Origin of the sequence: Komagataeibacter europaeus LMG 18890, from assembly GCF_000285295.1 — a bacterium.
GTDB lineage: Bacteria > Pseudomonadota > Alphaproteobacteria > Acetobacterales > Acetobacteraceae > Komagataeibacter > Komagataeibacter europaeus.
On sequence record NZ_CADP01000267.1, the window covers coordinates 1 to 1,708 of the forward strand.

Genomic DNA, 1,708 nt, shown 5'->3' on the forward strand with positions numbered 1-1,708 from the left:
GTCGGCTCCATGGACCTGTTTCTCTGCGAAGACCTCGATTACGCCACCCGCCTGATGGCCGCAGGCGTTCCCGTCGAAGTCTTCGTTGTGCCCGGTGCCTACCACGTCTTCGATATGTTTGTTCCGGACGCCGCTCTCTCAAAACGCTTCATGGACGCCTATTGCGACGTCATCAAACGTACGCTCGCAATCTGAAGATCCACCTGTAAAAACCTAGATACTCTTCTGATAAGAGGGGGGAGTCTGTCTCTCCTCCCTTATTCTGAAAGAGGCTGGGATTCGACACGAGCAAGCACGCCATTCGGCAGAGGTCGCTGAAGCCGCAGAGCCTCTGCCGCTGGGGCGTTCATCCACACATCCAGTTCGCCCGGTTGTGTCAGAATGACCGGCATGGCCTTCGGATGGATCGCGCCCACTTCCTGGTTTGCCTCGGTGGTCAGAAACCCGAACAGGTCGTCCGTCGTTTCCCCGTCAGCCAGTTTCCGCACGGACGTCCACCGGCACCAGATCCCGACAAAGAAAGCCAGTGGTTCTCCGTCGCTGCGGGCAAACCACACCGGCCGCGATTTCCCGTCAGGCAGACGCTCCGGTTCCGAGAACGCCGTCAGCGGCACCAGACAGCGATGTTGCATGTCTTCCCAGCGTTTCCACCATGTCGAGATCGGATTCCGGATATTGGTGACGCCGCGATCGACCTTGTGTCCCTTGAGATAGCCGGGCAGTGTCGGCATGCCCCAGCGCGCCATGACCAGTTCACGGCCGTTCTCACCATTCCGCACGATCGGCGCCATCGTGTTCGGATAGATCTCGGGCGGCGGCTGTAGATTGCCCGTGCGATCCTCAAGGACTTTCGCAATCTCCCGGATCGCCTGCGGGTTCGAGGTCATGGAATAGAGATTACACATCCGCGTTGCTCCCTTACGACCACATACCACGCAGGCGGGCGGCCATATCGATCCGTACCGACTTCACCGCGTCCTGCCTTTCCTGCTCTTCCGGTTTCACGACTGGCCATGACACGGCTTCGTACAAAGGCAGCATGTCCCGGTCGATGAAGCGCGTCCGCGAGGCATAGACATGCCGGGCACCCCTGCTGTGCTGGCCATGCACGTAAAAACGCTGCGGCACCATGATATCGAGACTGTCCTTCGCCCGCGTCATGGCGACATAGAGCAGCCGGCGTTCCTCCTCGATATCGTCCTGCTCGCCGGTCGCCAGATCAGACGGAATGCAGCCGTCGACGGCGTTCATCACGAACACGTTCTTCCATTCCTGCCCCTTGGCGGAATGAATGGTCGAGAGGATCAGATAATCCTCATCCAGCAGCGGCACGCCGGCCTGATCGGATGTGGCATCCGGCGGGTCCAGCGTCAGTTCGGTCAGGAATTTTTCCCGTGACGGGTACCCCCCGGCAATCTGCTCCAGTTGCACCAGATCGGCCAGACGGGTGGAGGCGTCCTCATGCAGCCGCTCCAGATGTGGTTCATACCAGTAGCGTACAGCCGCGATCTCGCCCGGCCAGCCGACCTGATGGCTGCTAGGGGCTGTCAGCAGGTTCACAAACCCCGTCCAGGCTTCGCCACTGCGCTGCGGGGCTTTGACATCCTTCAAAGCCTCGAAGGGATGGGCACTCTCGCCCATCGTGTCCATTACGCGCCGGGCCGGGGTCGGTACATAGAACGGGCACAGATATACGCTAAGGTCGGAT

Annotated in this window: 3 protein-coding genes; 1 reads left to right on the forward strand and 2 read right to left on the reverse strand. The window is 60.2% G+C overall.

Annotation, left to right across the window (positions count from 1 at the left end; translation table 11 throughout):
- Nucleotides 1-195 (forward strand): alpha/beta hydrolase family protein (locus GEU01_RS23790; protein WP_042711025.1); only part of this gene is annotated, 195 nt, incomplete at its 5' end.
- Nucleotides 196-257: 62 nt separating this feature from the next.
- On the opposite strand, the gene GEU01_RS21525 is transcribed toward GEU01_RS23790, so the two are convergent.
- Nucleotides 258-905 (reverse strand): SOS response-associated peptidase, encoded by a 648-nt coding sequence (locus GEU01_RS21525; protein WP_026018932.1) that lies wholly within the window; start codon nt 903-905, stop codon nt 258-260.
- A gap of 13 nt (nt 906-918) precedes the next feature.
- Nucleotides 919-1,708 (reverse strand): 3'-5' exonuclease (locus GEU01_RS21530; protein ID WP_042711026.1); only part of this gene is annotated, 790 nt, incomplete at its 5' end.